Here is a 4,581-nt window from a genome sequence, read left to right as displayed (position 1 = left end):
TAGATGTACGAAAGAAGCGGTACTGGCTTTTCTTGAGAAGCAGGCCCAACAAGCCAGCCAGCAAAACAAGCTCACGGTCATGGTGCTGGACAATGCCAGCTTCCACAAAGCCAAGCTGATCCAGGCTCGGCTGGCAACCTGGCAAGCGCAAAACCTCTATCTACGCTTCTTGCCTCCCTACAGCCCTCAGCTCAACCTCATCGAGACCTTTTGGAGAAAGCTCAAAGCCTACCTTCTGCCCCGCCGCCATTACGCTAGCCTCTCCCACCTCAAGCAAGCCCTGTTGCAAGCCTTGGACCTACTGGGGGCTGTGGAGGTAAAAATCTAATGGGGAAATACTTAGCTTTACCGGGCAGCGGGGATGGAAGGGACAACCTTTGGGTGGATTGAGCGGACTGGGTACGCTGCCCTCCAATACGGGCCGCCCGCCCGCTAGGTAGCGGTTTTCCAGCCGGGGAATCGAGGCCAGCAAAGCCTGGGTGTAGGGGTGCTGGGGTCGGTGGTAAAGCTCCTGGCTGCGCCCGACTTCCACAATTTTGCCCAAGTACATCACCGCTACCCGGTCGCTGATGTGGTAGACCACCCGCAGGTCGTGGGAGATGAACAGGTAGGTGAGGCCGAAATCCCGCTTGAGCTCCTCCAGGAGCTGCACAATCTGGGCTTGTACCGACACATCCAGGGCGCTGACCGGCTCGTCGGCCACCACCAGACGGGGGCGTACCGCCAGGGCCCGCAGTATGCTGATGCGCTGGCGCTGCCCGCCCGAAAGCTGATGGGGATAAGCCTCGATGAACCGCTCAGGCAGGCCAGCCCGCTGTAGCAGGGCCCGGATCTCGAGTTCCTGTTGCCGGGGGTCACGCACCCCCCGGGCTTCCAGTGCTGAGCCCACAATCTGGCGCACGCTCTTGCGCGGGTTCAGGCTGGAGTAGGGGTTTTGAAAGATAATCTGCAACTCGCGGCGGAGCTGACGCATCTGGGCTGGGCTGGCTTTTCCCAGCTCCAGACCGTTGTAGCGAATCAGGCCCTGGGTAACCTCCTGCAGCCGGATGGCCAGACGCCCCAGGGTAGACTTACCGCTGCCCGACTCGCCCACTAGCCCCAGGGTTTCCCCTTCGTAGACGACCAGGCTGACCCCGTTGACCGCGTGGACGGTGCGGTCGCGCTGGCCGGCCAGCCAGCGCCCCAGCAGGCTGGCCCGCAGGTGAAAGTGTTTGTGCACCTCCTGTAGCTCGAGCAGGGGTTTCATGCTAGGCCTCCGTAAAGGAAACAGCGCACCTGGTGGTTTTCCTCCACCTCGAGCAGGGCTGGCGGGGTGCTACAGGCCTCCATCGCCCGATGGCAGCGCGGGGCGAAGGGGCAGCCGGGCGGCAGGTGGGCCAGGTCAATCTCGCCTGGGATGGGCATCAAGGGGGTTTTTTCGGGCCGGATCTCCGGCAGGGCCCCCAGAAGGCCCTGGGTATACGGGTGTTTGGGGTGGCGGATAACCGCCTCTGTGGGGCCCTGTTCGACAATCTGGCCGGCATACATGACCAGAATCCGGTCGCAAAACTCGGTGGCCAGGTGCAGGTCGTGGGTGACCAGCACAATGGCGGTGCCCCGCTGGCGGTTAATCTGGTCCAGCAGGCGCATAATCTGGGCCTGGACGGTAACGTCCAAGGCGGTAGTGGGTTCATCGGCTAGGATGACCTCGGGGTCGCAGGAGAGGGCAATGGCAATCATGGCCCGCTGCTGCATACCCCCGCTGAACTCGTGAGGGTAGGCCTCGTAGCGTTCCTCGGGCGCGGGAATTCCCACCTCGGCCATCAGCCGCAACACCCGTTGCTTTTCCAGGGCCTTGCGCCGCGAAGCCGGAACCCGTTCCTCCCCCAGGTACTGGTGAACCCGCAGGCTTTCGCGGATCTGCTCGCCCACCCGAAAGACCGGATTGAGGGTGGTCATGGGGTCCTGGAAGATCATGGCGATGTGCCTTCCCCGCATCTGCCTTAGCTCTTGGGGGCTGGCCTCGAGCAGATTCCGCTCCTTGAACCAGACCTCACCCCGGCGTATCCGACCCGGCGGGGGGGTCAGGCCCATGATGGTGAGCAGGGTCATGGATTTACCACTGCCCGACTCCCCCACAATGCCTAGCCGTTCGCCTGTGGCAAGCTGAAAGGTGACTCCATTCACCGCCCGCACCTGGCCGTGGGGGGTGGGAAACTCCACCAACAGATCCTCTACCCGCAGTATGGTTCTCACGAACGTTCCTTTAGTCTTGGATCCAGCACCTCGCGCAGCGCCTCACCCAGCAGGTTAATGGCCAGCACCAGAACCAGCAGCGCCACCCCAGGAATGGTGCTGACCCACCAGGCCAAAAACAGCACATTGCGGCCTTCGGAGATCATCGAGCCCCAGGCTGGGATGGTGGGTGGGATGCCAACCCCCAGGAAGGATAGGGAGGCCTCGAGCACCATGAAATAGCCTATGCGCAGCGTACCCAGCACCAGAATCGAGGGAAAGATATTGGGTAGGATTTCCCCAAACAGGATGCGGAGGTGGGAATGCCCCAGGGCCCGGGCGGCCTCCACATACTCCCGGGTGGTCTGGGCCAGGGTCTCGCCCCGGGCCAGCCGGTAAAACTCTACCCACCCCTTCAGGGAGAGGGCCCAGATCAGGTTCCAGAACCCGGGGCCCAGAAAGGCCATCATCCCGATGGCAAAGATCAGGTAAGGGAAGGCCAGAAGCAGCTCGGTCAGGCGGGCGGTCAGGTTATCGAACCAGCCGCGAAAGTAGCCACCGAACATGCCCAGCAATAGGCCGGCCAGGGTGGTGATGCCCACCGTCAACAAGCCGACCAGCAGGCTGACCCGGGTGCCCCAGATGGTACGGCTGAGAATGTCCCGCCCGATGGTGTCGGTACCGAACCAGTGGGCCGCCGAGGGGGGAGCCAGCCGCGCTGTCAGGTCGGTGTCGGCGGGGTCGTAAGGAGCAATGAAAGGGGCCAGCAGGGCCAGACCCACATATACCAGGATGACGCACAGCGAGACCAGCCCGGTACGGTTCCGCAGCAACCGTACCAGCACATCCAGCAGGGCTGAGCGGCGGGGGATAGCCGGGAGGGAAGGGGTGTTGGTCATGCCTCCCCCTCTCCGCTCTGGCTGGAGCGGGTTGTGCTGTCGCTCCGCTCTGGGGACAGAAAAAGCCTTGTGGGAGCGCGGGGCTCTTTCATAGTTCGATCTTGGGGTTCAGGATGGTGTACAGGATATCTACCAGCAGGTTGGCCAGGACATAAGTGATGGCGTAGAGCATCACCACGGCCTGTACCACCACATAATCGCGGGCAAAAATCGAGCTCACCGCTAGGCGGCCCACCCCCGGCCAGGAGAAGATGGTTTCCACGATCATGTTGCCCCCTAGAAGCTCGCCAAGCTGGAGGCCGGCCACCGTGACCGCAGGAATCAGGGCATTGCGGAAGGCGTGTTTTAGCACCACCTGCCATTCCGGCACCCCCTTAGCCCGGGCAGCGGTCAGGTACTCCATGCGCAGGGTCTCGACCATGGAGGAGCGGATTACCCGCGCCAGCACCGCCGAGAAGACGATGCCCAGCGTAAAGGCTGGGAGTAGTAGGTGCTTGAGGGCGCTACCCAGGGCGGCCCAGTTGGCCTCGAGCAGGCTGTCCAGCACCAGGAAGCCGGTTCGACGGGTAAGGTCGATGGCCGCGTCTATCTGGCCCGAGGTAGGCAACCAGCGCAGCTCGACTGCGAAGAACAAGATGAGGGTGGAACGGCCTGGATAAGCTGCACCTCGCCAGAAAGGAGCGCAGCCACCCGGGTCGAAGGCTCGGGCATCATGTGGAAAATAACCCGCCGCAGCCGCGGCGCTCCATGGAAGTAGTTCTCGTTGCGATCTAACACGATTTCACTATCCAGCCGGGCCCGCACAAAGCTAAAGGCCCCGGTGCCCACCGGACGGGCTAGGAAGTTGGCGTAGCCCCCCTGCTCGATGTAGCGCTTGGGAACGATCTGGAACTGCACCAGTGATTGCAGGATCAGGTTGGGTGGGAAAGGAGCACTGTAGACGAAGCGCACCTGATTGTCGCTAACCTTCTCCACCCGCTCGATGGGCCCCAACAAGCCCTTGCGCGGGCTGGTCTGGCCACCCACAGCCCCCTCTTTCAAGATGCGTTCGAAGGTAAAGACCACATCATCGGCGGTAAAGGGGTCGCCGTTGTGGAAACGAACCCCCTGGCGCAGGGTCACCAGGAAACGGGTCGAGGTCTCGTTGCGCCAGGAGGTCACCAGCAGGGGTTGCACCTTGCCCTCGGGAGTACGCAGCACCAGAGCATCGAAGATGTTGCGCAAAACTGCTTCGGTATCGCGGTCGCGGTGCATGGCGGGGTCCAGGGTGACCAGGGCGTTGGTGCGCATGCCCACCGTGAGGGTATCGCCGCCGCGCAGGCTGGCCTTGCTCAGGTTGATACCGTTAGGAGTTACGCAGTTGCAGTTGACTGGACATTCTTCTGTGTGCTAGGAGGAGAGTGCTTAGCCAAGCTTCTCCAAAGGGGGTGATGCCCATGAACCCACCGAAGTGCGATGACCTGGACTA

General features: G+C 62.4%; 6 protein-coding genes. 1 reads left to right on the top strand and 5 read right to left on the bottom strand.

Annotation, left to right across the window (positions count from 1 at the left end):
• Positions 1-328 (top strand): transposase (locus G552_RS0113445; protein ID WP_027883472.1); only part of this gene is annotated, 328 nt, incomplete at its 5' end.
• Here G552_RS0113445 and G552_RS15635 read toward each other — a convergent pair.
• From G552_RS15635 to G552_RS15625, 5 genes are all read right to left on the bottom strand, one after another.
• Entirely contained in the window at positions 299-1,246 is a 948-nt protein-coding gene (locus G552_RS15635) for an ABC transporter ATP-binding protein (protein ID WP_051195831.1), read from the bottom strand. The genes G552_RS0113445 and G552_RS15635 overlap by 30 nt on opposite strands.
• A complete protein-coding gene (locus G552_RS0113435) occupies positions 1,243-2,235 on the bottom strand; it encodes an ABC transporter ATP-binding protein (RefSeq protein WP_156890758.1) in 993 nt (330 codons plus the stop codon). Before G552_RS0113435 ends, G552_RS15635 begins: the two co-directional genes overlap by 4 nt.
• Positions 2,232-3,113 (bottom strand): ABC transporter permease, encoded by an 882-nt coding sequence (locus G552_RS0113430; protein ID WP_027883470.1) that lies wholly within the window; start codon positions 3,111-3,113, stop codon positions 2,232-2,234. Before G552_RS0113430 ends, G552_RS0113435 begins: the two co-directional genes overlap by 4 nt.
• Positions 3,114-3,201: 88 nt before the next feature.
• Positions 3,202-3,747 carry an ABC transporter permease gene (locus G552_RS15630; protein WP_211224828.1) on the bottom strand — a complete coding sequence of 182 codons (546 nt, stop codon included), beginning with the start codon at positions 3,745-3,747 and terminating at the stop codon, positions 3,202-3,204.
• Entirely contained in the window at positions 3,699-4,403 is a 705-nt protein-coding gene (locus G552_RS15625) for an ABC transporter substrate-binding protein (protein WP_051195829.1), read from the bottom strand. The genes G552_RS15630 and G552_RS15625 overlap by 49 nt, the downstream gene beginning before the upstream one ends.
• Between the last annotated feature and the right edge of the window lie 178 nt (positions 4,404-4,581).

It is taken from the genome of Meiothermus rufus DSM 22234, from assembly GCF_000423425.1.
In the GTDB taxonomy this organism is placed as follows: Bacteria; Deinococcota; Deinococci; order Deinococcales; family Thermaceae; genus Meiothermus; species Meiothermus rufus.
This window is presented reverse-complemented; position numbering and strand designations above follow the sequence as displayed.